This window comes from Hyphomonas sp. CACIAM 19H1, assembly GCF_003325995.1.
Taxonomy (GTDB): domain Bacteria; phylum Pseudomonadota; class Alphaproteobacteria; order Caulobacterales; family Hyphomonadaceae; genus Hyphomonas; species Hyphomonas polymorpha.
In genome coordinates, this window is record NZ_CP016437.1 from 1584470 (window position 1) to 1608478 (window position 24009).

Here is a 24009-nt window from a genome sequence, read left to right on the forward strand (position 1 = left end):
GCCTTCAGCGATGCTCGTGCCAGAGGATGGGCCGTGCGATTTCGCGGGGATATTCCGCGCGCATCGTAGTGAGGTATAGCCTTTCCAGGCTGCGCAAGGTTTTGGCGGCGAGCCCTTCATCGCCCGCTGCGATGGCATCCCGGATGAGGCAGAGGCCATCAAGCGCAGCTTCGCGCTGGGCTTCGTTCGGGCGGATGCCGGCCGTCCAGGTGATGCGGCGCAAAGCGGGCAACAGGAACAGGAACAACGGGTTGCGGGCGGAAAGCGTCATCTGCTCCCAGAACTCCAGATAGAGCCCGTAATAGGCATCATAGTCACCAAGATTGGCTCTGAGCTCATCGAGCAGGGCATTCATCTCTGCGATGTCCTGCGGGGTGGCGCGCTGGGCGGCCAGGGCGGCCATGCCGGGCTCGATGGCGATCCGGGCCTCGATCAACGACTCGATGGTGGCATCGGAAAACTGCAGCAGCAGCGCCATCGTGGAAGCGAGGCTTTCCCAATGAGGAAAGGCGACAAAGTGGCCGCCATTGGGGCCTGTGCGGATTTCCAGAACCCCCTGGATCTGGAGATAACGGAGCGCTTCGCGCAGCGTGCCGCGGGCGACACGGTATTTCTCCAGCGCTTCGGCCTCCGAGAGGTATTTCTGGCCAGCGGCGATACGCTCCTCATGGATATGGCGGACGATTTCGCGGGCAACCTTCAGGGCGCCCTTTTCGCGCGGCTTCCGGACCGCTTGCGGCTGAGTGGCCTGCGGGGTTTCCGCCGGGCCATTTGCTAACTGTTTGGTGTTCATTCCCCGTCCAGACTTTCTAACCCGTGCAGCCTCTTTTGCCGGGCTTTCCGGCAGAGACAGCGCGCCCCTTGGTTCTGGCGGTGTCCTTTCGCTGCGATGGTTAATCCAGTCAACTCCTCTGTGAGTTTAGCCGGAGGTGGCGCAAGGGAAGGTGGAAGGGCGTTGCGGCCAGCAGCTTTGCCCGGAAAACGCGAGTGGCGTGGCCGGCAAATGCAACTGACTGCGGATTTGCTGCAGCGGCGTCAGGATGTATCCGCGCGCAGGCCCGAAGACGGAGCGGCGGGCGCGTGGGCAGAAGTGTGATTGAAGAACGCCCAGATTTCGCCATTCGGGATGACGGGCTTGAGGCGGCGCGCGCAGAGGCCGGCCGCCTTCAGAATGGCCGCCATACGGGCGGCATGGGGGTGAGGATCATCCAGCACGGCCTTGAGCGCGGCGAGGCGCGCTTCGAGCAGGGCGGCGGGATCAGCCGGACATAGGGCGGGGCCGGGACGCGGCAGAAGGGGGCGCGCCGCAGGGCGCGCGCGAGCCTGGCGTGCCTTCCAGTCTTCCAGCAGGGGATCGGCCTTGCCGGCCTGCTCAAAGCCCCGGGCGAGGCTCCAGAGGCTGAGCGAAAGCTGTTTTGAGGCGCGGCGCGGACGGCGCGTGCGGCCGCCGGGGGCTAGCGGGCGGCTTACCACAAAGGGGACGGGGTTGGCCGCCGCCGGGCGGGCGCGCAGCACGATCAGCAGGCAGCGGAAGATATGTTCCAGCCAGCGCGTGCGCGCGGCGGCAAAACGCAGGACGCCGTTACGGGTTTTGCCCGGCGCCATCTGCCGCGCCCAGGCCGCCGTTGCCATCAGCATAAGGAGCACCATGCGCGCTGCGACCCACACGGCCTTGCCGGGTGGGCGGGGCGCCGGGGCGCAGAGGAAGGGCGGCTGGTGATCATGCCGCAAAGTCTGCCCGCTACGGAAGGCAGGCGGATAAGGAGGCCTGATTTGCCGTCAGATCCCCGATGGAAGCAGGCAGAAGCCCCGTGGACAGGCGGGGCGCCTATCCGCGGAAATTTCCGTCAGCGATCGATTTCCAGGTCGTTCTCGCCCGCCTCACTCATGGAGAATTCGTTCCAGAGCGCATTGAGGATGCCGAAGGTCAGCGCGAAGCCGAGGCCGAGAATCCAGGTGAAATACCACATTGTTCAAACTCCTCAGTATTTGCCTTCGCTGGTGGCTTCTTCGATGGTCAGCCGTCCCCAGAGCACCTTGAAGACCCAGGCCGTGTAAGCCAGCACAATGGGCAGGAAGATCGCCGTGGCGATCAGCATGATGAACAGCGTGACATGGCTCGACGAGCTGTCCCAGACAGTGAGGCTGGCGGTGGGATTGACGCTGCTGGGCAGGATGAAAGGGAACATCGAGGCGCCGACAGAGGCAATAATGCCGGTTGCGGCAAGGCCCGAGCCCGCCATCGCCAGCGGCGACTTCCGGCCCAGCGCCCAGAAGGCGAGCAGGCTGCCCACAAAGCCCGCGAGCGGGGCGAGGATGAGGAAGGGATACCTTCCGTAATTGCCCATCCAGGCGCCTGCCTCAACGAGGACTTCCTTGCGCAGCGGGTTTGCCTGGCCGTGGGGATCGATATCCGACACGATACGGTAGCCCATGCCCGACTGCCACAGCCAGATGCCGGCGAGCGCATAGAAGACAATGACGGCGAGGGCGGCAATGCGGCCATATTTTACCGCGCGGTCCATCACCGGGCCATGCTCGAGCTTCACCACCAGCCAGGACGCGCCGTGCACCACCAGCATGGCGACCGAGGCGAGACCTGCCAGCAGGGCGAAGGGGTTGAGCAGGCCGAAGAGGCCGCCGTCATAAGTGGCGCGCATGGTGCGGTCGATGTCGAACGGGACGCCCTGAAGGACATTTCCGAGCGCAACACCGAAGATCAGTGCCGGGACGAAGCCGCCGATGAAGAGCGCCCAGTCCCAGTTGCGCCGCCATTCCTTGCTGGCGCGTTTGGAGCGGTATTTGAAGCCGACCGGACGCAGGATGAGCGCGGCAAGCACCACAAACATTGCCAGGTAAAAGCCCGAAAAGCTGACCGCATAGACAAAGGGCCAGGCGGCGAAGAGCGCGCCGCCGCCGGTGATCAGCCAGACCTGGTGACCTTCCCACATCGGGCCGATGGAGTTGATCACGAGGCGGCGTTCCGCATCCGTCTTGCCGACGAAGGGCAGCAGGGTGGCGACGCCCAGGTCGTACCCGTCGGTCAGGGCGTAGCCGATCAGCAGGATGCCGACGAGCGCCCACCAGATGACTTTCAGAGTGGCATAGTCGAGTGGGATATCCATTGTTGTTCTCCCTCAGACGTCAAACTGGACAGAGCGCCCGCCGGTGGGGCCTTCGCTGGTCACACCCTCGGGAAGGATCCGCCCGCCAGGCCCGGCCTTGATGGCGCGGAGCATGAGGCTGATCTCGATCACGGCGAGTGTGCCGTAGAGGAGGGTGAAGCCCACCATCGTCATGATGACCTGCGAAGCCGACAGGCTGGAGACCCCCAGGAAGGTGGGCAGCACGCCGTCGATCACCCAGGGCTGGCGGCCAACTTCGGCGAGGACCCAGCCGAGTTCTGCCGCGATCCAAGGCAGCGGGATCGCCAGGATCGCCACCCGCAGGAACCATCTGGGCACCTTGCGTTTCATGCTGACAAAGAAGAAGGCGAGCGAGAAGATGCCGATGAAAAGGAAGCCCAGCCCTGCCATGATACGGAAGGAGAAGAAGGCCATCATCACATTCGGCACCGTATCGAAGGAGGCCTTGGTGATGGTTTCCTTGTCTGCCGTCAACGGATCATCGACATAGCGCAGCAGAAGGAGGGCGTAGCCGAGATCCTGCTTGGTCTGCTCGAAGGTTTCGCGGGCAGCGATATCCTCCGGATTGTCGTTGAGGCGCTGCACGGCTTCATAGGCGTGGAGACCATTCTCGATGCGGCTTTCGGCGATAGCGACGAGCGGCAGGATGCCTTCGACTTCACCGTCCAGCGAGCGGGTGGAGATCAGGCCGAGGATCCACGGGAACTTCACTTCGAAGTGGGTTTTGTGGGTTCTCTGGTCCGGAATGCCGATCAGCGTCAGGGGCGCGGGCGCTTCCTCCGTGTGCCACATGGCTTCGAGCGCGGCGAGCTTCATCTTCTGGTTATCGGTGAGCGCGTAGCCGCTTTCATCGCCGAGGACGACGACCGAGAAGGCAGAGAGAAGGCCGAAGCTGGCGGCAACCGCCATGGAGCGCTTGGCGAGGCCAAGATGGCGCCCCTTCAGGACATACCAGGCCGAAACGCCGAGCACGAAGACCGAGGCGGTGACATAGCCGGCGCTGACAGTGTGGACGAATTTGGCCTGGGCGACGGGGTTGAAGATCACTTCCATGAAGTTGGTGATTTCCATCCGCATCGTCTCGGGATTGAACTCCGAGCCGACGGGGTTCTGCATCCAGCCATTGGCGACGAGAATCCAGAGCGCCGAGAGGTTCGACCCCAGCGCTACTAGGAAGGTAACGAGCCAGTGAACCGGGCGGGAAAGCTTGTCCCAGCCGAAGAACATGAGGCCGACGAGCGTGGCTTCAAGGAAGAAGGCCATCAGGCCTTCGATGGCGAGGGGCGCGCCGAAAATGTCGCCAACATAATGGGAATAGTAGGACCAGTTCATGCCGAACTGGAACTCCATCGTGATACCGGTGGCGACGCCGAGCACGAAATTGATGCCGAACAGCGTTCCCCAGAATTTGGTGATACGCTTCCAGACTTCCTTGCCGGTCATCACATACGCGCCTTCCATGATCACCAGGATCATCGAGAGGCCGAGCGTGAGCGGCACGAAGAGGAAGTGGTACATTGCGGTGAGAGCGAACTGCCAGCGCGACAGGTCTGCTACGAGGAGATCGGGCATTTCCCAGCTCCGTTGTGAGGCAGCTCCATGCTGCGTATTTCACGAATCTCTAAAGTAATCCGTGGGTGAAGTCACGCCGCGATAAGTCGCATGCGTCACTTGGAGCGTCCACAGTAAAACTACGTACATGGCATCGTCAGGACTGCAGAAAAGGACGCGCTTGAAGCGCTGGAGCGGCGCGGCAAAAGCGGCGTCGGGGCAGGCATTCCTGCTGCAGATGTTCGGGCTTCTGGCCTGGGTGGGGATTGCGTTCGGCATCGGCTACGGGGTGGACAATTTGTCCGATGGGGAGCCAGCTGGGGGGCTGCTGGTTCTGGCCGCAGGGTGCGCCATGGTGCGCGCGCTTGCCGGATGGTTGCATGACGGCGCTGCGGCACGCGCAGGGCTGGTAACCGTGGCAGCAGCGCGCGGCGAGATATTCGAGACACTGAAAGCCCGCGGGGCCGGAATGCTGGAAGGCGCCGGGGCGGGCATGCGCACGTCACAGGTGATAGATCGTACAGGGAAGCTGGCCGGGTACGCCGCACGCTGGGTGCCGGGGCAGCGGATGGCACTTGCCGGGCCGGTGATCGTGCTGGTGGCGGTGGCGACGCAGAGCTGGCTGGCGGCGGCGCTGTTGCTGGTGTCGGTGCTGGTGTTGCCGGCGTTCATCTGGCTGACGCTGAGCGAGGTGACGGCGGTGGCGCGGGCGCAGCAGACATCGCTGGATCAGCTGTCGGGCGCATTCCAGGCGCGGGCGGCGCAGGCGGGCATTATCCGGGCGTTCCGGGCCGTGACGCGGGAAACGGCGGCGCTGGCGGAAGCCTCCTCAGACCTCCGTGGCCGGACGATGAAGGTGTTGCGGGTGGCGTTCCTCTCTACAGCGGTGCTGGAGTTCTTTGCCTCGATCTCTGTAGCGATGGTGGCGGTGTATGTGGGGTTCAAGCTGCTCGGCGTGTTTCCGTTTGCGACCGGCGAGACGCTGACGCTGGCGGAAGGGATGACGATCCTGATCCTGGTGCCGGAATTCTTTGCCCCGATCCGCAAGCTGTCGGCATTGCACCATGACCGGGCAGACGGGACGGCTGCGGCAGGGTTTCTGGATGACTGGCTGGAGGCGGCGGCGGCGCGGCCTCTGCCGGAGCGGTTACCCGCACTCCGGGCGGCGCCGGAGATTGCGTTTCAGGATGTGGCGGTGGCGTTCGGCAATGGCGCGCGGCTGGAGGGCGTGAATTTTACGGCCCGGCCCGGGGAGATGGTGGCGCTGACTGGGCCCTCGGGCGCAGGCAAGACGACGCTGCTGAAACTGCTGGTGGGGCAAGGCGGTGTGACCGGCGGCGCAGTGCGGGTGGATGGCGCAGTGCTGGCGCCGGGGGCGAGCCTGGCCGAAAGCGCGACCTGGATCAGCCAGACGCCTTGGATGATTGAGGGCAGTGTTGCCGACAATCTGCGGCTGGCGGCGCCGGAGGCAGGGGACGCTGACCTGCGCGCGGCGCTGGTGGCGGTGGGCCTGGCGGAAGCCGGAGAGGCAGATGCGCTGCTGGCGCGGCAGCTGGGGCGGGGCGGCAGCGGGCTTTCGGGTGGACAGCGGCAGAGGATCGGGCTGGCGAGAGTGATCCTGCGAGGATCTGGCCTTCTGCTGCTGGATGAGCCGACCGCGCACCTTGATGAGGCGGCAGAAGAGGACTTCATCCGGACACTTCGGGACATTTCCCGGACAAGGACGGTCATTCTGGGGACACATTCGGACAATCTGCGCGCAGCGTGTGACCACGTGGTCGATCTGACCGCCCATCGGCAGGAGGCGGCGCCATGATGAAGCTCTGGTCAGCGCTTGGAGCGCCGGGGCGTCTTCAGTTCGGGCTGGCGATGGGGCTGGCGGCGGTCGCCGCGATCGCCGGCGTGGTGCTGATGGGGCTGTCGGGCTGGTTCCTGGTTGCCGGCGCGCTGGCCGGCGTGGCGGGGGCGGGGCACAGCTTCAACCACCTGTTTCCGAGCGCGGGTGTGCGCGGGGCCGCCTTCACCCGGGTGCTGGGACGATATGGCGAGCAACTGACCGGGCATGACGCGATCCTCAGCCTGTCAGCGCGGCTGCGCCCGCGCGTCTTCGAGGCCGGGGCCCGCAGCCGCAGAGGGCTGTCACCGATGGCATCAGCAGACCTGACGGCGCTGGTGGATGACATGGACGCAGCCGAGGGCGCGTTCCTGAAAGTGGTGCTGCCGGGGATCGGGGTGATTTCCGGCTTCGTGGTCGCGCTGGGCCTGGCGCTGGCGAGCGATGTGGTGCTGTTTGTTCTGGCGGTGCTGGCCGCAGCCCTGGCGGCAGGGGCGTTGCCCTTCCTGGCCGTGCAGGCGGCGCAGCGGCGCGCGGCCGTTCTGAGCCTTCAGGCGGACGCCGCGCGCGGGGACGTGGCGCGCCTGATCGAGAATGCAACGGAGCTGGACGTGTATGGCGCGCTGAGGCGCTATGCCGGGGAGGCTGAAGCGACCCTGGCGCACTGGCAGAAAGAGAGCGAGGCGCTGGAGCGGCCTTTCCGGGGGCTTTCGGCCATTCTCAGCGCCGTGGGCGTGGGGATGGGCGTGCTGGCTCTGTGGCGGGCCGCCGTGACGCAGGGCGACCTGCCTATGGCGGCCGGGGCGGCGCTGGCGCTGATGGCGGCGTTTGAAGCCGCGTCAGCCATGCTGAAGGTGATGGAGGCCGCGCCGAAAACTAAGGCAGCATCTGACCGGCTGGCAGACCGGCTGGAAGGCGGGGCAGCGGCGTGGGACGCGGCGCCCGAGACGGCGCAGGCGATTGACAGCGTGTTTCCACTGGAAGTGCGTGGGCTGACGGTATCCGCCGCGCCGGGCGCGCCGCAGACGCCGGTGGTGAGTTTCCGCATTGAAGCAGGCAGCGTGACCCAGCTGGCCGGGTCGTCGGGCGTGGGAAAGTCTACTCTGGCGGAGGCGCTGATGCGGCTGCATCCGGTGGCACCGGATATGCTGAGCTATGGCGGGGTGGACGCGTGCGGTGTACGGATTGCTTCGGTGCTGGAGCGGATTTCCATGAGCCCGCAGATGCCGGCCTTCCTGCCGGGCACGGTGGCCGATCAGTTGAGGCTGGCAAAGCCGGAGGCGAGCGAGGCGGAGATGCGCGCGGCGCTGGAAGCGGCGTTGGCCGATGAATTTGTATTTGCGCGGGCCGAGGGGCTGGAGAGCCTGATCGGCGAGGGCGGGGCAGGGTTTTCGGGCGGCGAGCTGCGGCGGCTGGGGCTTGCGCGGGCGCTGCTGGCAGGGCCGGAACTGCTGATCCTGGACGAGCCTTTTGCTGGACTGGACAAGGCGCTGGCAGATCGGCTGGCGGCGCGCCTGTCAGACTGGCTGGCAGGCGGGCAGCGGGCAATCCTCATTCTGCAGCACAAAGCCGACGGCCGGGGCTGGCCTCAGAAGACGGCTTTTTCCGTGGTGCTGTAGATGTCGACCATGGCGTCAGCGAAGGCTTCGGCGAGGCGGAAATAGGCGGGTGGGACGAAGCCGGGTTCCTTACTGACCGGCAAGGCGGGCGAACGGGCGACGCTGATGACGAAGGGCTTGCCCTCGGCCTCGACAAAATCGATGCGGCCATAGTCGAGCCCGAGACGCGCGCGCAGGTCGAGAAGTTCTTGCGGCGGGGTCCATTCTTCGAGGCTTTGCGGAACGGATGTGCGGATGATGGCGGCGCCGGAAGTCTGTAGGCTGAGGAAATGCTGGTCGCCGAGGAAATGATACTGGCGCAGGACGTAGCGACCGGCGTTTTCTTCCGGCAGGAATTTCTGGACGATATATCCGGGGACGAACTTTTCGGCCGGAACATCGTTGATGGAGGGGTAAATGCGATAATTGTCGTTGGCGAAGGCTTCACGCGGGGCAGCGGTGCGGGTGAGGCCGGTGAGGCGGCGCAGGAGGCTGGCGCGCTCGGACGTGGACGGGCCGATATAGCCCTGGTCTGACTTGACGATGACAGCGCCCTTGTAAGCGGCGCCTGCCTGCAGAAGGCCGCTGGAATAACGATGCTTGCGCAGGTCGCCCGCGCCGGCATTGAAGGTGACCGGGTATTGCGCGGCAAAACGGTTGTACTCTTCCGGCACGACCGGCCGGCTGAGATTGAGAAAAAGGAGATCTGCCTCCACGAAGCCGCGCGTGCCCGAAAGCTCGATCACTTCGACACCGCTGGCGCGCCAATGTTCGGCCAGAAGGTCTGTGAGGTGTGTGCGATGGCCGGGCGCATGGCCGGAATTGTTGAGGATCGCGATCCGGTCGAGCGTGTGGCGCAGCGGCCGGGGCGCGGCTCCGCTGAGGCGAGGCACAATCTGATTACGCACGGCGTGTCCTTTCCAGCATTCACATACAGCAGGGCCGGTGGGCGCACCGGCAGGATTTCTGCCCTGGCGTTGCAAGTCCGGCGCCAGAAACGCGAGCCTGGGCAGGCGATCTTCGTGCCATTGGTGAATTTTCCGGGGCCGAAAATTAACGGAAAATCGGCGGCGGGTGGGCGTGGGCAGGCCAATTGACACCACGAGTGTCAATAGATACCGTTTCCGGAATAACAACCGCCCTGGCCGCGTGCCGGTATGGGGCATGCGGCATCGCCGGGGGAGGCCAGAATGTCATTGAAAACGCAGCTGGTCTCGCAGGTGACGCAATATGTGACAGGGGAGGCGCGCCAGTCAAAGCTGCGCGCCGCCGCCGAGCGCAAGAGGCAGAGGGACGGGCGGATGCATCAGGCAGAGTATTTCCATGTCGCGGGTGACCCCTATTCGCATCTGATGCTGCAAGTTCTGCCGCTGCTGGCTGCGCGCTATGAAATCCAGGTGAAGCCGAGGCTGGCGCCGCCGCCGCCCGATTGGGCCGCGCCGGAGCGGACGAAGCTGGAGGACTATTCACGCGAAGATGCCGGGCGGCTGGCAGCAAAGGCGGGCCTGCGCTTTACCGATCCGGGGGCGCAGCCTTCAGCTGCGCGGCTGGCGCAGGCCGAAGCGGCGCTGGCAGGCATCCTCGATGCGCCGGGCTTTGCCGTGCGGGCGCTGGAGATCAGCGAGGCGCTGTGGGCTGGCGCGCCGCTACCTCCCGGTGGCGAGACAGCAGCGGCGGTGCTGGCCGAGGGCGGGGCCCGGCGCGAGGCGCTGGGGCATTATCTGGGCGGGATGCTCCATTATGAGGGTGAATGGTATTGGGGTGTCGACCGGCTGCACTATCTGGAGCGGCGCCTGCGGGAGCTGGGCGCGAAGAAGGCGGGGGCGCCGGAAGCATTTCTGTTTGTTCAGCCTGATAGTCCGCAGGCGGACGCAAATCCTGGCGGGGCGGCCAAAGAGGTTCACTTCTATCTCTCCTTTCGCAGTCCCTACACCTACATTGCGGCCGAGCGCATCCGGGCGCTGGCGGAGGCCTATGGGGCAGAGCTGAAGCTGCGCTTTGTGCTGCCGATGGTGATGCGGGGCCTGCCGGTGCCGCGGATGAAGGGCATGTACATCACCAAGGATGTGGCGCGGGAAGCGCGCCGGATGGGCATTCCGTTCGGCAAGATTGCTGATCCGGTCGGCACGCCTGTGGAGCGGGGCTACGCCATCCTGCCGATGGCGATGGAGGCGGGTGTGGGGTTTGAATATTGCCAATCATTCCTGAAAGGCGTGTGGGCTGAAGGGATTGATGCGGGAAGCGATGCCGGCCTGCGGCAGATTGTTGAACGTGCGGGGCTGGACTGGGGTAAGGCACGCGCCCTGATCGGCGGGGACCATTGGCGCGCGGAGGCAGAGGCCAACCGGGCGGAGATGATGGGCCTGGGCATCTGGGGTGTGCCGAGTTTCCGGGTGGGCGATGTTGCCACCTGGGGGCAGGACCGTATGTGGATCATTGAAGACGCGCTGGCGAAATAGACAGGAAAATCCGTACAGGGAGGAATGAATGCAGGTTACCAATGAAGTGTTTCCGACAGATCCCGCAGTAGTTCAGGAGCTGATGAAGCCGGGGCCGGATGGGCCGATCTTCATGGTCAATCTCCTGAAGTTCAAGGAGAAGGCCGAGTATGAGGATGGGCGCGCGAGCGACCTTTCCGGGCGAGATGCTTACATGATCTATGGGCGGGCGGTGACCGAGATTCTGCCCAAGTTTGGCGGCAAGGCGATCTTCGCCGCAGACGTGACTTTCCTGTCGCTGGGCAAGGCTGAGGAGCTTTGGGATGAGGTGGCCATCGCCATGTATCCCAAACGTGCCGATATGGTACGCATGTCGATGTCGACCGAGTGGCAGGCGGCGGCTGTCCACCGCACCGCTGGCCTCAAAGGGCAGTTGAACATTGAAACGGTGCTTCAGGAGAGCATGAAGGAGGTCATGCTGTCACAAATGGGCATCAAGGCATAGGCAGGCGCGGACTTAACCGCTATTAAAGCGCCAGAAAACTGGCCTAGCAAGGAAGCGGAATGGCAGACCTTCTCGAAAATGAGCCCGAACTCGTGGACGCGGCAACCGAAAGCGAAGACGGCCGCAAACGCCGCTCCGAGCGCAGCCGGGAGCAGATCATCGAAGCGATGTTCGAGCTTGTGGCCCAGGGCGAGCTTGATCCTGGCGCCGCGCGGATCGCAGAGGTGGCAAATGTCAGCCTGCGCACGGTGTTCCGGCACTTCGAAGAAGTCGATGGCCTCTACCAGGAGATGAACCGCCGGGTGAAAGAGGAGGTGATGCCGATCGTCAAGGCGCCGTTCAGCAGCACCAACTGGCGCGACACGGTACTGGAACTTGTCGATCGCCGGTCTGAAGTGTTCGAGCGGATCATGCCCTACCGCGTGTGCGGCAGCATCCGGCGGTTCCGCTCCGCCTATCTGATGCAGGGGCATCAGGATTTCGTGGCGATGGAACGGTCGATCCTCGATTCGGTGCTGCCGGAGGAGATACGCTCGAATGTGGTGCTTGAGGCCGCGTTCGACAGCGTTCTGGGCTTTGATACCTGGCGGCGGCTGCGTCAGGATCGCGGGCTTTCGGTTGAGGAAGCGCGGGCAGCGGTGCGCAAGCTGGTTGAAGCGCTGCTGGCGTCTGTCTGATCTGATCCCATGCGCGCCCGCCTTGCCCTTCTGACGCTGTGCGCGCTGGCAGCTTGTGGGGCTTCACCTTCGGATGATCCGGCTGCGGGAAGCTGCGGGCTTGAAGCTAGTGCGGTGGGACAGTTTGTGACCGTGCCTGGCGGCGTGCTGCAGAAGGGGCGTGACGCGATCTACCCGGAAGAGCGGCCAGAGATGGAACTGCATGTCGACGGCTTCCGCATCCAGATGCATGAAGTGACGAATGATCAGTTTGCGGCTTTTGTGGCGGCGACGGGTTATGTGACCGATGCCGAGCGGGGCTTGATCGAGAACCGGCCGGGGGCAGGCTCGGCGGTATTTCGCAATGCGCGCTGGCATCTGATTTCCGGCGCAAGCTGGAAGGCGCCCGATGGTCCGGGAACAGACATTGAAGGCAAGGGCAACTGGCCGGTGATCCATGTGTCGCTGGCGGATGCGATGGCTTATGCGGCCTGGGCAGGGGGGCGTATCCCCAGCGAAGAGGAATGGGAGCATGCCGCGCGCCTCGGCCTGCCCGACCCGGAGCGGGACACTTCCGGCGCTTTTACCGATGACGGTAAGCCGCGCGCAAATACATGGCAGGGCATTTTTCCGGTCGCCAATACCGGGGATGACGGTTTTGCAGGGGCTGCGCCGGTGGGCTGTTTCCCGGCGGACAGGCTGGGCCTTTACGACATGATCGGGAATGTGTGGGAGTGGACGGATACGCCGTTTGCGCCCGGCAACAACACGATCAAGGGTGGCAGCTATCTTTGCGCCGATAATTTCTGCCGCCGGTATCGACCCGCCGCACGCCACCCGCAGGAGGTGGACTTCTCCTCAAACCATATCGGCTTCCGGATCGTGAAGGATCTGGAAGCCGAATAGCAGGGTTCAGTTGGGCCAGTAGATGTATTCCTCGCCCTCGACGTAGTCGTCGGCCAGGGTGTGGTCGATCTTGATCGGGCTTTCAATCGTATACGGATAGAGCGGCGGGCGCGCATCTTTCCAGTGCGCATCGATCAGGGCTTGCAGTTCTGCCAGTTTTTCCGGCTCGGAAGCGGCGAGGTTCGTCTGTTCGGTAGGGTCATTGTTCAAATCGAACAGCCAGGACTTGTTCTGGCGGCCATTGACCTGAAGCTTCCAGCCTCCGGCGCGAACCACCTTGTAGTAGCCGCTGGACCAGAAGATGGCGTCGCCTGGGCGAGAGAAGCCATCGGCTCCCATTGCCAGGGGCAAGAGATTTTGCCCGTCGATTTCAACGCCGGCGGGGAGAGGCGCGCCCGCAACCGCGGCGAGCGTCGGCATCATGTCGATATGGGCGACGGGCTCATCGACGACTGTGCCCGGCTGGATGGCGGCAGGCCATTTCATGAAGAGGGGCACGCGAATGCCGCCTTCAAACAGGGTGATCTTCCAGCCCCGATAAGGCTCATTGACCTCCGGAATGCCGATATAGCCGGCGCCGCCATTGTCGCTTGAGAAGACGATGATGGTGTTGTCGGCGAGGCCTTCTTCCTCGAGCTTTTCCATGATGCGGCCGACGCTGCGATCCACGGCGCGCAGCATGGCGGCGTAGACGCGCAGGCGGTGGGGCTCGATATCACCGACGGCTTCATAGTCTTCCTTGGTGGCCTGGAGCGGCGTGTGGACGCCCCAATGGGCAAGGTAGAGGAAGAAGGGCCGGTTGCGGTTGGCTTCGATGACTTTCAGGGATTCGTCGGTCCAGTAATCGGTGAGATAGCCGCCCGGTTCGAACCAGTCGCTGCCATTATAGCTGGCGGCGAAATCCATGCGTGCCCAGAGGAATTTGTCGATGGGATCGAAATCCAGCCTTGCATCCACACCGCGCGGATCGCCGGGGGGGAGGAACATGCCGCTCGCCATGTCGAGGCTTTCGTCAAAGCCCTGATCGTTGGGGCGGAAAGGGGCGGCGTTGCCCAGATGCCATTTGCCGATATGGACGGTGTGATAGCCGCGCTGTTTGAGCACTTCGGCGATGGTGATCTCTTCGCTCGGCAGGCCCTGCTCGGCGAAGGGGGGCATGATCTTTTCGTTTTCCCTCACATGCTCCGTAGGCGGCAATCCTGTGCGCATGTCATTGGCGAACATGGGCACGATGCGGGACATGCCGGGCGGAGTCGGTGTGTATTCAAAGCCTGTGCGGGTGGGATAGCGGCCCGTCATTAGCATGGCGCGCGAGGGCGCGCAGGTGCCGGTGCCGGAATAGGCAGTGGAGAAGAGGGCGCCTTCTGCGGCCAGACGGTCTATGTTCGGCGTGGGCACACGCCCGCCGGCGACGCCGCCGCCAAAGGTGGAGATGTCATTGATGCCGAGATCGTCGGCGAGGATGAAGACGATGTTGGGCGGGCGGTCAGCAACGGTCGTGTCCGCCGTTTCCGGGCCCTTCATCCACTCGACCGGCCGATTGGGGGCAATCGGCGGGCGCTCGGCGCGGGTGACGAGGTGGAGGATGATTTCCTTGCGATTGAAGAAGGCCAAGGCGCCCAAGCCGGCGATCAGTATGACCAGTGCAATAAGGATCTTGCGGAGCATGGATCAGGCCTCTTTTTTCCGGCTGCGGAGGACTTTGATGATCAGCCAGATGAGGCCGCCAAGGAGCAGCAGGCCGATAATGCCGAAGGTGATGATTTTCGGCATGTTCCGCTTGAGCACGGCGGCGGTCATGTTCTTTTCCACCTGGGCAACGGAATTGTAGCCCGCGGGCACTTCGAGCACGCCCACCCGGTCTGCATAGGCGGCGTAGTCTGCCTGAAGCTGCTCGAAGACTTCCGGATGGTCGGCGCTGAGATCCTGAGTCTCGCCCGGGTCGTTTTCCAGATTGAACAGGCGCCAGTTGCCATCGCCCCAGGGCTGGAGATTGCGGACGATCTTCCAGGGGCCTCTATAAAGAGCTGCGTTGCCGGACACCTCGATGCCAATGGCATCATCGGGCGCGTAGACATGTGTGGCATCGCCAGACAGCAGGGGCAGCAGGCTGCGGCCATCAATAGAGATGCTGCCTTCTGGCGCAGGGCCGGCGTCTGCCATTTCCAGCAGGGTGGGCGCAACGTCAGTGACGATTGCGAAGGCGTCCACCCGTCCGGGAGATATTCCGGGGCCGGACATGATGAGCGGTACGCGAAGGCCGCCCTCGGAAACGTAGAACTTGAAAAGGTAGCTGGGGGAAGATGCTGCGCTGGCAAATTCCGGGCCGATGAAGCCGTAGCTGCCTTTCTCGCCGATGCGCTCAAGGCCGATATGATAGCCATTGGCGGCCAGCCAGGGGCCGAAGCGCGGGTCTTCTGCAGTGGAAGGCTCAGGCCCGTTATCCGAGGTGATGACGAAGACCGTGTTGTCGTAGTCTCCGGTTTCCTTGAGATGCTGGATCAGACGGCCGACATGATGGTCCATCGCTTCCAGCATGCCGGCATTGACGGCCATGCGGGCTGCGAAGAGGCGCTGCTGGTCTTCCGAAAGGTCGTTCCATTTGCGCAGGTCCGGGTGGAGGGCGGGTTGGGCGGCACCCGCAGGCACAAGGCCGAGTTCTTGGGCACGTTGCCAGCGGCGCGTCTGCAGCGCTTCCCAGCCGTCGCGGTAGGTTTCGAGATAGTTGGCGGTAAATTCCGGCGGGGCCTGAACCGGGATGTGGAGCGCCTGAAAGCCGAGATAAGCGAGGAAGGGCGCGCTCGTGTCTCCTTCGTCCATATAGTCGATCATCTTGTCGACGATGAAGGTGGAGGAATAGAAATCCTCTGGCAGGGAAGCGGGCTCGCCATCTTCATACCACGGGGCATCCGCGTAGAAGGGCATGTAGGATTTGTCTTCCCAATTGTCCGCCCCCGACGCATCGAGCGCGAAGGACCGGTCAAAGCCATGACCATCGGGAAGGTCTCCCTTGCCGCTGCCAAGGTGCCATTTGCCGGTCATCAGGGTACGGTATCCCAGCGGCTTCAGGCGCGCAGCGAGCGTGGTGACGCCAGGTTCCAGGCGCATCGTATAGCCGGGCTTGCCGACATGTTCTGGGGGCAGGACTTCCGGGATGGTGGAGATGCCGGTGCGGTGGTTATCGACCCCTGTGAGCAGCATGGCGCGCGAGGGTGAACAGAGCGGGGAGGAGCGGTATTGCGTGAACATCGCGCCGGAGGTGGCGAGGGCATCAATATTGGGTGTGGCCGCTTCCCCGCCATAGATGCCGAGATCCATCAGGGCGGCATCATCGATCACCATCACCACGAAGTTGGGTTTTTGGCTCTGGGCCTGTGCCGATACCGGCACAGCGGCGGCCACAAGGATAGTCAAGGCAGCAAACAGCCTGCGCCTCATGATGAAACCCTCCCTCATCTTATCGTTACATCCATCTGACATTATGACATGCATCGCGTCAATTGATTCCTGCGTCCGGCTTGCCACCGCGCCGGAAGAGTCCAGATTGAACCTTCCGGCGCGCCGGCGCGTTTGACGGTGAGGATGAGTTTGCCAATTGACTGGATAAGGCCCGGCGCGGGCGGGATTGAGGTGGCGGGCGGGGCGGCGTTTGTGGACCCGTCATTGCCGAGGCCGCTGGCAATCGTGACGCATGGCCATGCCGATCATGCGCGGTCGGGGCATGGCCGCGTCATCGCCACGCCCGAGACGCTGGCGATCATGGAGGCCCGGTATGGGCCAACGGCGGGCTGGGCGGTGGCCTATGGCGAGACGGTGGAGATCGGGGATGTGCGCGTGACGCTCTATCCGGCGGGGCACGTTCTGGGCTCGGCGCAGGTGTTGTTGGAGCGGGGCGGCGAGCGGGTGATCGTGACGGGCGACTTCAAGCGGGCGGCGGACCCGACCTGCCCGCCCTTCGTGCCCGTTGCTTGTGATGTGCTGATTACCGAGGCGACCTTTGGTCTGCCGGTGTTCCGGCATCCGCCGGCGGCGGGTGAGGTGGCCAAGGTGATGGAGCGTCTGGCTGAAGCACCGGAGCGCAGCGTGCTGATCGGCGCGTATGCGCTGGGCAAGGCGCAGCGCGTGATCTGCCATCTGCGCGAGGCGGGGTATGACCGGCCGGTTTACCTGCACGGCGCGATGGAGAAGCTTTGCGCGCTCTATGAGGCCCATGGCGTGAAGCTGGGAGAGCTGCGCTCGGCGACTGGCGCGGAAGCAGAGGAAATGGCGGGACATGTGGTGGTGGCTCCGCCAAGCGCACTGCGGGATCGATGGACACGGCGCCTGCCAGACCCCGTGCTCGCGATGGCATCCGGCTGGCTGCAGGTGCGCCAGCGGGTGCGGCAAAACAATATCGATCTGCCGCTGGTGATCTCTGATCATGCAGACTGGGCAGAGCTGACGCAGACGATCCGCGAGGTGGCGCCTTCGGAAGTGTGGGTGACGCATGGCAGCGAGGCGGGGCTGCTGCGCTGGTGTGAGCTCAATCAGATCCGCGCGCGGGCGCTGCATATGGTGGGGCGAACGGATGAGGGCGAGGCATGATTGCCGACTTTGCCCGCCTGCTGGACCGGCTGATCATCACGCGCTCTCGCAATGAGAAGCTGAGCCTGATTGCGCGCTATCTGCGGGAGGCTGATCCCGAAGACCGGGGCTGGGCGCTCGCGGCGCTGGGCGGATCGCTGGACCTGCCGCAGCTGACCTCCAGCGTGGTGCGCAAGATGGCGGCAGAGCGGGTGGACGAGGAATTGCTGCGCCTCAGCCGGGAGTTTGTGGGGGATACCGCAGAGACGGTTGCGCTGATCTGGCCAGCCCAGGACGTCGGGGCGGCCGCGCCGCTGACGCTGCGCGGGGTCGTGACGGCGCTCCAGACGGCGCGACGGGGGGAGGCGCCAGGCCTGTTGGCGAGGTGGCTTGATCAGTCCACGGTGGAGGAGCGGTTCGCGCTGCTGAAGCTGGCGCTGGGGAACTTCCGGATCGGTGTTTCCGAACGGCTGGCGAAGACCGCTTTTGCCGAAGCGTTCGGCCTGGCGCTCGCGGATGTGGAGGAATTCTGGCATGCGAGCCCGGCGCCGCATGACGATCTTCTTGCCTGGGCAACCGGCGCCGCGCCTGCGCCGGATGTGAGCGCGGTGGTGCGGTTCCGGCCATTCATGCTGTCTGTACCGGTGGAGGGCGCGCCGCCGGACTTGCGGGACTTTGCCACAGAATGGAAATGGGATGGCATCCGCGTGCAGTTGGCGCGGGCCCGCGGCGAAGCGCGCCTCTACAGCCGGGGCGGGGAGGACATCTCCGAAGCCTTTCCGGAATTTGCCGGAGCGATCCCGCATGGCACGGCATTGGACGGCGAGCTTCTGGTAGCGGACGAAAACGTTCCGTATCGGACGGCGTCCTTCTCGGAATTGCAGAAACGTCTCGGGCGCAAAGCGCCGCCGCGCAGTCTGCTGGAAGCCTCCCCGGCCTTCATCCGGGTGTATGACCTGCTGGAGCATGAGGGTGAAGATCTGCGCCCTCAGAGCTGGGTTGAGCGGCGGCGAATACTGGAGATGTTTGTGCAGCGTTTGCCGCCGGACCGGTTTGATCTTTCGCCGCTGGTGCCGGTGACGGATGCCGTCATGCTGGAGGCAATGCGCCGGGAGCCACCCGCGCCGGCCATCGAGGGCGTAATGCTGAAGCGGCGGGACAGCGCCTATATGGCGGGGCGGATTTCGGGGCTGTGGTATAAGTGGAAGCGAGATCCGTATACGGCGGATTGTGTGTTGATGTACGCGCAGCGCGGATCAGGCAAACGATCATCGTTCTATTCTGATTACACCTTCGGCTGCTGGACAGAGGATGGCCAATTAGTGCCGGTAGGGAAGGCTTACTCCGGCTTTACCGATGAAGAGCTGGTGCGCCTCGATAAGTTTGTGCGCGGAAACATTACCGGGCGCTATGGGCCAGTGCTGGAGGTTCGCAAGGAACTGGTTCTGGAGGTGGCGTTTGATTCCATCGGGGCGAGCAGCCGGCACAAATCCGGGCTGGCGATGCGCTTCCCCCGGATCAGCCGTATCCGCTGGGATAAACCGGCAGCCGAAGCCGATACGGTGGCGACGCTCCGGAACCTGATCCTGCAAACGGGGTGAATACCGGACTTGGCAACTCCGCCTTCGGGCGATAGCAGATGTTGCACAAGACGTGTCAAAAGAGATGACACGCATTCCGGGGAGAGACACATGCGCCGTCATCTTGTTGCAGGCTTTGCGGCCCTGCTGGTTCCTGCGCTGGGCGCGATCGCTGAGCCTGGTAAAGCCACTGAGGCAACAATCAACGCCAACAAGGCGTTCGCCGAAGGGCTGCCCTGGGACGATACGTCAGAGGCTGAACTTGCCGCGCGCGGATTCCTGGTAACGCGGGAAGATCCGGTGATCCTTGGCGCGGACGGCGAGAAGGTGTTTGATCTCAGCGCCTATGATTTTACCGACGGCCCCACTGCCGAAACGATGAACCCGAGCCTCTGGCGGCATTTGGGGCTGCTCAAGCAGCATGGCTTGTTCGAAGTGACTCCCGGGCTCTGGCAGATCCGCGGCTTCGATATTTCGGTGATGAGCATCATCGAAGGCGAGACGGGCTATATCATCGTCGATCCGCTGACAGTGACCGAATCTGCGGCGGCGGCGTTTGAACTTGTGAAGCAGCATCTGGGCGACAAGCCTATCCATGCGGTAATCTATACCCATAGCCATGCCGACCATTTTGGCGGCGTCAAAGGCATTGTGACGGTGGAGGATGTGGCTGCCGGTAAGGTGCAGATCATCGCGCCGGAAGGCTTCATGGAGCATGCCGTCAGCGAGAACTTGATCGCAGGCGGAGCGATGAGCCGGCGGGCGAATTTCCAGTTTGGGTCACGCCTCGAACCCGGCCCGGCGGGGCAGGGCGGCGCGGGCATCGGCACGGGCATTCCGCGCGGTTCGATGAGCCTTATCCCGCCGACGCATTCTATCACGGAGACCGGCGAGACGCTGGTTATCGATGGCATCGCGATCGAATTCCAGCTGACGCCCGGCACCGAGGCTCCGGCGGAAATGAACTTCTATATTCCGCATCTCCGCGCGCTCTGTCTGGCAGAGAATGCCAATGCGACGATGCACAACGTGTTGCCGCCGCGCGGCGCGCTGGTGCGCGACTCCAAGGCGTGGGCGGATTATCTGACCGAGTCGATCGCCCTCTATGCCGACAAGACCGACGTGATGTTCGTGTCTCATGGCTGGCCACGCTGGGGGCAGGCGGAGATCACCGAATACATGTCGCATCACCGCGACGCCTACAAATACCTGCACGATCAGACCATCCGTCTGATGAACAAGGGTTATGTGGCCAGCGAGATTGCCGAGGTGATTGCTCTGCCCAATAGCCTTGCAAGCAAATGGTACAATCGCGGCTATTACGGCACGATGTCTCACAATTCCAAGGCGGTCTATCAGCGCTATCTTGGCTGGTATGATGGCAACCCGGCCAACCTCAACCCCTGGCCGCCGGAAGAAGCCGGCAAGCGCTATGTGGCGGCGATGGGCGGGGCAAAAAAGGCGCTGAAGGTGGCGCAGAAGGCCTATGATGGCGGCGACTATCGCTGGGCGGCGCAGGTGGCGAGCCATATTGTCTTTTCCGACGACACCAACATGAAGGCTCGCGAACTTCTGGCGAAGGCGTTCGAGCAGATGGGCTATCAGGCGGAAGGGTCACTGTGGCGGAACATGTACCTTACGGGCGCCGCCGAGGCGCGAGAAACCCCGGCCGATCGTCAGATCACGACCGTTTCGCCGGACATGATCGGCGCGATCACAACGCCGCAGGTGTTCGACATGCTGGCCATTCGCGTTGATCCGGCCAAGGCCGAGGGGATTGCAACGTCTGTGGCATTTGTCTTCCCGGACCGGGGCGAGACGCGCCGTGTTTCCATCCGCAATTCCGTGCTGATCCATGAAGACGGTGCGGCAGGCCCCGTGGACGCAACGGTTACCATTCCGCGCCCGGCTTTTCTGGCAATGCTGTTTGCCGGGCAGACCGCCGCCGCGCTGATGGAAGCGGGCATCATGAAGGTGGAGGGCGAGCCGGGCGCCACGGCGGCGTTGATGTCCGTGTTCGATCCGGCCGATACCGGCCCACCTTTCGAAATCGTAACGCCGTAAGCAGAAGGCCGGGTCTTGAGCCCGGCCTTTTTCGTTCTCGCAGTAGTCTCAGAAGCCTATTTCGTCGCGCAGCGGCTATTGAAGGCCGTAATGTCATCATTGTACTGGCGGACGCTCGCCTGCAGCGCCAGTTCATGGCGGGCAAGGCGCTTCTTTGCCTCGTCATAAACGGTACGAGCGGCGTCGGCAGCTGCGGCATGGCCAGCAGAGGCGCGGCGGTGAATTTCTGTATCTTCCCAGGCCTCTCCGGTGGATTCCACGGCTTCTGCAGCCGCATCACGCTCTGTCGTCAGCTGCGTGATCTCGGCTTGCTTTGGCGGCAGTGTGGCAGCCATGGCCTTGCAGGCCTGCATGTCCGCCGTGCCATTGGCCTGTGCGGCCGCCACGGGGCCGGCAATCATCAGTGTGGCCAGAAACAGGGGACGAAACAGGATCATTGAGGGCTCCTTGCAATCGGCCTGATTATCCGGGCCGGCGATGAAGCGAGGCTGAACAGGTCTGCCACCTCACCGCCGCATTTCAGCTGTGGTTCTGTTCCACCCGGATGCGGCCAGCGGTGATTTCATCGATGATGTTGAAGATGGCGTTGAAGTCTTCCAGAAGCTCGCGCACGCGGTCTGCGCTGTCGAGCGGTTTGAACATGCTGCCGGGTTCGAACAGGTTGCCGCCCTGGACTGTGATCAGTACTTCACCGCCGTCAAAGCAAGCTTTCAGCTTGCCGCCCTTGAACACTTGTTCGAGGTCTACGAGTTTCTGCATCACATCGGGGGTGAGCAGATACCGGCTCTCAACCTGGTCAGTAGTGTAGACTTCGAAGATCTTTTCAAAGGTCGGGTCTTCAAGGCCTGCGCGCTGCATGCCTTTCCCCCCGCCGAAGCGGTTGAAGAAGCCAGCATCGCGGGTCACCAGCGTTCGTCCGTAGAAGGTCTTGTGGAAGTCGAGGCGCAGGCATTGGCCCTTGAACACCGTGACCCAGGTGGTCCGTGTGCGGCCCTTGGAGTCTGTCGTGGTACGCTTTTCCTCAAGATGGGCTTCGAACAGTTCGAAGTTCACCTCGCGGCGCACGCCGGTGATATAGTCCTCATACTTGGAACGGTCCCAGCCAGGAACGACGCCGACTTCCTTGTGGCGATAGATCGACTCCACAGGGCCAGGTTCAGAAGTGAAATTCAGGCCGAACTGTTCGGCGATCGGCACGACGATCAGGCCCTTGGCTTCCTTGGCAAGCTGGCTCACCCCATGCTCGCCGCCGGCAAAGAGGATTATGCCGATAAACCCCGCGACGATGGCGATCCAGAGCATCTGCGAGAGGAAGGCAATCGCCAGTCCCGCCGCGATCACGCCTCCGGTGATCCAACGCATCAGGATGGCGCGCTTGGTGACCTTTATCCGCTCTTCCTCCCGCGCCAGCAGGGCGGGGCGGATGCGCTCCTCGAAGATCTGGTCGAAGCCCTGAAACTCCTTGGGAAGACCCGCAAGCGCCTGACGGATGGCGAGATTGCCTGCGGAAGTGTCCGTGGAAGGGGAGGTATCGGTCATGCCAGCTGTCCCGAACTGTCAATTGGTCCGTCAAGTCTAGGGCGAGTTGGCCGGGGCTGAAAGGCCCCGATTCCGGCATCAGAGGGTGAGGCGCAGCAGATATTCGAGATCTTCGTGCCGGCCGACGGGAAAAATGAAATCTCCCACCTTTTCCCAGCCATAGCGGGCGTAGAGCCGCTGCGCGCCTTCATTCTCCGAATAGACGCTGAGATAGATTTCCGGCGCGCGCTGGCCGCGGGCCCAGGAGAGGGCTTCGTCTACAAATCGCGAGCCGAGCCCGCGCCCCTGCAGCAGCGTGTCGACATAGAGGCGTTTGAGTTCCAGAGCGCCGGGCTGTGCATTTTCCGCAGGCAGCGAGAGCGGGCTGCAAAGAAGGTAGGCCGCCAACGCGCCGGTTTCCGTCTCCGCCACGCGGATCAGGTTGCGCGGATCGGTGAGCCAGGCGGCATAGGCGGCCGTTCCGTGGGAGTCTTCGAGAAAGCTGGCGAGGTCTTCGGGGTGGTAGAGGTGCCCGAATTTGTCGGTGAAGGTTTTCTGGGACAAGGCAACCAGCGCCGAAAGATCGCCCGGAACTGCGTGGCGAACCGTCAGTTGCGAAGCGGCATGGTCAGTCTGCATCGCTCTGGCCGTAGATGGCGGTGCCGGAACCGGCGGCATCGATCCAGCCGCGATACATGCCGGCGGAGTTGAAAACGAAGCCATAGTCGCCATTGCCGCTAATCACGATGACGCCACCATCGCCGCCGAGCGCGGCGACTTCATCTAGCGCCACGCCAGCTGCCATTTTCACGTCTTCGCCTGCCAGTTTCACACGGTCGCAGATCGTCTTGGCGACAGCCACACGGATGAAATACTCGCCATGGCCGGTGGCAGAGACGGCGCAGACACCGTTTTCGGCATAAGTGGCCGCGCCGATCAGCGGTGTATCGCCGACGCGGCCTGCGGCCTTTGCGGTCATCCCGCCGGTGGTGGTAGCGGCGGCGAGGTCTCCGTTGGCGTCGATGGCGACCGCGCCGACGGTACCGTGACGGTCGGCGGCGGTGCGGGCGCGTTCCTGAAGGACACGCTCCAGCGCATCGCGGCGCCGGTCGGTGTCGAAATAGCTGTTCTCGACCATTTCGAGGCCCTGTGCCTGGGCAAATTCATCGGCGCCCGTGGCCGCGAACATGACGTGCTCGGACTTTTCCATGACGGCCCGGGCGGCTTTGATCGGATTTTTCACGCGCATCACGCCCGCAACGGCGCCGGCATTCCGGTCGCGGCCGTCCATAATCGCGGCGTCGAGTTCATGGGTGCCCGCGGCGGTGAACACTGCGCCATGGCCAGCATTGAACAGCGCGTCATCTTCCATCGTCAGCACGGCAGCCTCCACCGCGTCGAGCGCGCTGCCGCCCTCGCGGAGGACGGCCGCGCCCGCTTCCAGCGAGACATTCAGCGCGGCGATATAAGCGGCTTCCAGTTCCGGCGTCATGCTGCCCGGAAGGATCACGCCTGCGCCGCCATGGATGACGAGGCGCCACTCAGGCGCTGTCGCTTCCGGGGTAGGGGCAGGTTCGGCGGAGACACTGGCGCAGGCGGTCATGATCAATCCTCCAAAGGCGAGGGCGAGCTGCGTCAGTGTCTTCATTT

General features: G+C 63.7%; 21 protein-coding genes. 9 read left to right on the forward strand and 12 right to left on the reverse strand.

Annotated features, from left to right (window positions below; all coding sequences use genetic code 11):
- Nucleotides 1-4: 4 nt before the first annotated feature.
- The 5 genes from BBF93_RS07455 to BBF93_RS07475 all read right to left on the reverse strand — a co-directional run bounded on the left by BBF93_RS07455 (nt 5) and on the right by BBF93_RS07475 (nt 4718).
- Nucleotides 5-793: a FadR/GntR family transcriptional regulator gene (locus BBF93_RS07455; RefSeq protein ID WP_051612326.1), complete on the reverse strand. Its 789-nt coding sequence runs from the start codon at nt 791-793 to the stop codon at nt 5-7.
- Nucleotides 794-1035: 242 nt separating this feature from the next.
- Entirely contained in the window at nt 1036-1650 is a 615-nt protein-coding gene (locus tag BBF93_RS07460; RefSeq protein WP_114105497.1) for a hypothetical protein, read from the reverse strand.
- 197 nt (nt 1651-1847) lie between these two features.
- Nucleotides 1848-1970 carry a cytochrome bd-I oxidase subunit CydX gene (gene cydX, locus BBF93_RS07465; RefSeq protein ID WP_035595576.1) on the reverse strand — a complete coding sequence of 41 codons (123 nt, stop codon included), beginning with the start codon at nt 1968-1970 and terminating at the stop codon, nt 1848-1850.
- Between the two features lie 12 nt (nt 1971-1982).
- On the reverse strand, nt 1983-3125 hold the full coding sequence (cydB, locus tag BBF93_RS07470; protein WP_114105498.1) for a cytochrome d ubiquinol oxidase subunit II: 1143 nt from the start codon (nt 3123-3125) through the stop codon (nt 1983-1985).
- Between the two features lie 12 nt (nt 3126-3137).
- A complete protein-coding gene (locus BBF93_RS07475; RefSeq protein ID WP_114105499.1) occupies nt 3138-4718 on the reverse strand; it encodes a cytochrome ubiquinol oxidase subunit I in 1581 nt (526 codons plus the stop codon).
- A gap of 160 nt (nt 4719-4878) precedes the next feature.
- Between BBF93_RS07475 and cydD the strand changes: the two genes are divergently transcribed.
- On the forward strand, nt 4879-6513 hold the full coding sequence (cydD, locus tag BBF93_RS07480) for a thiol reductant ABC exporter subunit CydD (protein WP_162786469.1): 1635 nt from the start codon (nt 4879-4881) through the stop codon (nt 6511-6513).
- Nucleotides 6510-8150 carry an ATP-binding cassette domain-containing protein gene (locus BBF93_RS07485; RefSeq protein WP_035595569.1) on the forward strand — a complete coding sequence of 547 codons (1641 nt, stop codon included), beginning with the start codon at nt 6510-6512 and terminating at the stop codon, nt 8148-8150. Before cydD ends, BBF93_RS07485 begins: the two co-directional genes overlap by 4 nt.
- On the opposite strand, the gene BBF93_RS07490 is transcribed toward BBF93_RS07485, so the two are convergent.
- Nucleotides 8120-9037 carry a hypothetical protein gene (locus tag BBF93_RS07490; protein WP_035595566.1) on the reverse strand — a complete coding sequence of 306 codons (918 nt, stop codon included), beginning with the start codon at nt 9035-9037 and terminating at the stop codon, nt 8120-8122. The two genes, BBF93_RS07485 and BBF93_RS07490, sit on opposite strands and share 31 nt — an antisense overlap.
- Before the next feature lie 282 nt (nt 9038-9319).
- Here BBF93_RS07490 and BBF93_RS07495 point away from each other — a divergent pair, with 282 nt between their 5' ends.
- Genes BBF93_RS07495 through BBF93_RS07510 form a run of 4 tightly spaced genes read left to right on the forward strand, consistent with a single transcriptional unit; the run spans nt 9320 to nt 12634 of the window.
- Complete coding sequence (locus BBF93_RS07495; protein ID WP_035595563.1) at nt 9320-10588, forward strand: DsbA family protein; 1269 nt, start codon at nt 9320-9322, stop codon at nt 10586-10588.
- Nucleotides 10589-10616: 28 nt separating this feature from the next.
- Nucleotides 10617-11072: a DUF1330 domain-containing protein gene (locus BBF93_RS07500; protein ID WP_035595561.1), complete on the forward strand. Its 456-nt coding sequence runs from the start codon at nt 10617-10619 to the stop codon at nt 11070-11072.
- Between the two features lie 59 nt (nt 11073-11131).
- A complete protein-coding gene (locus BBF93_RS07505) occupies nt 11132-11749 on the forward strand; it encodes a TetR/AcrR family transcriptional regulator (RefSeq protein ID WP_035595560.1) in 618 nt (205 codons plus the stop codon).
- Nucleotides 11750-11758: 9 nt separating this feature from the next.
- A complete protein-coding gene (locus BBF93_RS07510; protein ID WP_035595557.1) occupies nt 11759-12634 on the forward strand; it encodes an SUMF1/EgtB/PvdO family nonheme iron enzyme in 876 nt (291 codons plus the stop codon).
- A gap of 6 nt (nt 12635-12640) precedes the next feature.
- Here BBF93_RS07510 and BBF93_RS07515 read toward each other — a convergent pair whose 3' ends face one another.
- Together BBF93_RS07515 and BBF93_RS07520 are read right to left on the reverse strand one after the other, a co-directional pair.
- Complete coding sequence (locus tag BBF93_RS07515) at nt 12641-14302, reverse strand: sulfatase (RefSeq protein ID WP_114105501.1); 1662 nt, start codon at nt 14300-14302, stop codon at nt 12641-12643.
- A gap of 3 nt (nt 14303-14305) precedes the next feature.
- A complete protein-coding gene (locus BBF93_RS07520; protein ID WP_114105502.1) occupies nt 14306-16072 on the reverse strand; it encodes an arylsulfatase in 1767 nt (588 codons plus the stop codon).
- Between the two features lie 144 nt (nt 16073-16216).
- Here BBF93_RS07520 and BBF93_RS07525 point away from each other — a divergent pair, with 144 nt between their 5' ends.
- From BBF93_RS07525 to BBF93_RS07535, 3 genes are all read left to right on the forward strand, one after another.
- Entirely contained in the window at nt 16217-17218 is a 1002-nt protein-coding gene (locus BBF93_RS07525; RefSeq protein WP_114105503.1) for a ligase-associated DNA damage response exonuclease, read from the forward strand.
- A complete protein-coding gene (locus BBF93_RS07530; RefSeq protein ID WP_233349312.1) occupies nt 17215-18798 on the forward strand; it encodes a cisplatin damage response ATP-dependent DNA ligase in 1584 nt (527 codons plus the stop codon). Before BBF93_RS07525 ends, BBF93_RS07530 begins: the two co-directional genes overlap by 4 nt.
- A gap of 90 nt (nt 18799-18888) precedes the next feature.
- The gene (locus tag BBF93_RS07535) at nt 18889-20841 is read left to right on the forward strand and encodes an alkyl/aryl-sulfatase (protein WP_114105504.1); all 1953 of its coding nucleotides are present in this window, start codon (nt 18889-18891) and stop codon (nt 20839-20841) included.
- A 56-nt stretch (nt 20842-20897) separates the two neighbouring features.
- On the opposite strand, the gene BBF93_RS07540 is transcribed toward BBF93_RS07535, so the two are convergent.
- The 4 genes from BBF93_RS07540 to BBF93_RS07555 all read right to left on the reverse strand — a co-directional run bounded on the left by BBF93_RS07540 (nt 20898) and on the right by BBF93_RS07555 (nt 24007).
- Nucleotides 20898-21278, reverse strand: a complete 381-nt coding sequence (locus BBF93_RS07540) for a hypothetical protein (RefSeq protein WP_114105505.1) — start codon at nt 21276-21278, stop codon at nt 20898-20900.
- A gap of 82 nt (nt 21279-21360) precedes the next feature.
- Nucleotides 21361-22380, reverse strand: coding sequence for a DUF3137 domain-containing protein (locus tag BBF93_RS07545; protein WP_114105506.1), 1020 nt, complete (start codon nt 22378-22380; stop codon nt 21361-21363).
- Between the two features lie 78 nt (nt 22381-22458).
- A complete protein-coding gene (locus tag BBF93_RS07550) occupies nt 22459-22998 on the reverse strand; it encodes a GNAT family N-acetyltransferase (RefSeq protein ID WP_114105507.1) in 540 nt (179 codons plus the stop codon).
- Nucleotides 22988-24007 carry an isoaspartyl peptidase/L-asparaginase family protein gene (locus BBF93_RS07555; RefSeq protein ID WP_199288439.1) on the reverse strand — a complete coding sequence of 340 codons (1020 nt, stop codon included), beginning with the start codon at nt 24005-24007 and terminating at the stop codon, nt 22988-22990. The genes BBF93_RS07550 and BBF93_RS07555 overlap by 11 nt, the downstream gene beginning before the upstream one ends.
- Nucleotides 24008-24009 lie beyond the last annotated feature (2 nt).

Coding starts and splice junctions, on each gene's coding strand:
- BBF93_RS07535 (WP_114105504.1), top strand. CDS start 18,889: ATGCGCCGTCATCTTGTTGCAGGCTTTGCGGCCCTGCTGGTTCCTGCG.
- BBF93_RS07510 (WP_035595557.1), top strand. CDS start 11,759: ATGCGCGCCCGCCTTGCCCTTCTGACGCTGTGCGCGCTGGCAGCTTGT.
- BBF93_RS07515 (WP_114105501.1), bottom strand. CDS start 14,302: ATGCTCCGCAAGATCCTTATTGCACTGGTCATACTGATCGCCGGCTTG.
- BBF93_RS07475 (WP_114105499.1), bottom strand. CDS start 4,718: ATGCCCGATCTCCTCGTAGCAGACCTGTCGCGCTGGCAGTTCGCTCTC.
- BBF93_RS07540 (WP_114105505.1), bottom strand. CDS start 21,278: ATGATCCTGTTTCGTCCCCTGTTTCTGGCCACACTGATGATTGCCGGC.
- BBF93_RS07545 (WP_114105506.1), bottom strand. CDS start 22,380: ATGACCGATACCTCCCCTTCCACGGACACTTCCGCAGGCAATCTCGCC.
- BBF93_RS07550 (WP_114105507.1), bottom strand. CDS start 22,998: ATGCAGACTGACCATGCCGCTTCGCAACTGACGGTTCGCCACGCAGTT.
- cydX (WP_035595576.1), bottom strand. CDS start 1,970: ATGTGGTATTTCACCTGGATTCTCGGCCTCGGCTTCGCGCTGACCTTC.
- BBF93_RS07500 (WP_035595561.1), top strand. CDS start 10,617: ATGCAGGTTACCAATGAAGTGTTTCCGACAGATCCCGCAGTAGTTCAG.
- BBF93_RS07525 (WP_114105503.1), top strand. CDS start 16,217: ATGAGTTTGCCAATTGACTGGATAAGGCCCGGCGCGGGCGGGATTGAG.
- cydB (WP_114105498.1), bottom strand. CDS start 3,125: ATGGATATCCCACTCGACTATGCCACTCTGAAAGTCATCTGGTGGGCG.
- BBF93_RS07520 (WP_114105502.1), bottom strand. CDS start 16,072: ATGAGGCGCAGGCTGTTTGCTGCCTTGACTATCCTTGTGGCCGCCGCT.
- BBF93_RS07555 (WP_199288439.1), bottom strand. CDS start 24,007: ATGAAGACACTGACGCAGCTCGCCCTCGCCTTTGGAGGATTGATCATG.
- BBF93_RS07460 (WP_114105497.1), bottom strand. CDS start 1,650: ATGGTGCTCCTTATGCTGATGGCAACGGCGGCCTGGGCGCGGCAGATG.
- BBF93_RS07485 (WP_035595569.1), top strand. CDS start 6,510: ATGATGAAGCTCTGGTCAGCGCTTGGAGCGCCGGGGCGTCTTCAGTTC.
- BBF93_RS07455 (WP_051612326.1), bottom strand. CDS start 793: ATGAACACCAAACAGTTAGCAAATGGCCCGGCGGAAACCCCGCAGGCC.
- BBF93_RS07505 (WP_035595560.1), top strand. CDS start 11,132: ATGGCAGACCTTCTCGAAAATGAGCCCGAACTCGTGGACGCGGCAACC.
- BBF93_RS07495 (WP_035595563.1), top strand. CDS start 9,320: ATGTCATTGAAAACGCAGCTGGTCTCGCAGGTGACGCAATATGTGACA.
- BBF93_RS07530 (WP_233349312.1), top strand. CDS start 17,215: ATGATTGCCGACTTTGCCCGCCTGCTGGACCGGCTGATCATCACGCGC.